We start from the raw sequence: 254 nt of genomic DNA on the forward strand, positions 1-254 counted from the left end.
CACATGTTTCTTGATATTCTAATATTGTTTTTTGTCTATCCTTTTGTAATTCTAAACTTAATTTCCAACTATTTTTTATTTTTTCAATTGTAGTTATTTCTTCTTCAGAAAGATCATTTAGCGATAAAACTTCGTTTTCATTTTCTGATAAGACGTAAGATTCAATTTTATCATATTTTTCTTGTGTTATTTTAATTTTAGGTTTTGGAGTTTCTATTTCGCGTTTAGTTCTTGAAGGTTTATTTGGTTTTTGT

General features: G+C 24.4%; 1 pseudogene. It reads right to left on the reverse strand.

The window, feature by feature from the left end:
* A pseudogene (locus RI68_RS03375) lies at positions 1 to 254 on the reverse strand (hypothetical protein); the annotation flags it as partial.

It is taken from the genome of Vaccinium witches'-broom phytoplasma str. VAC, assembly GCF_000309405.1.
Taxonomy (GTDB): Bacteria; Bacillota_I; Bacilli_A; order Acholeplasmatales; family Acholeplasmataceae; genus Phytoplasma.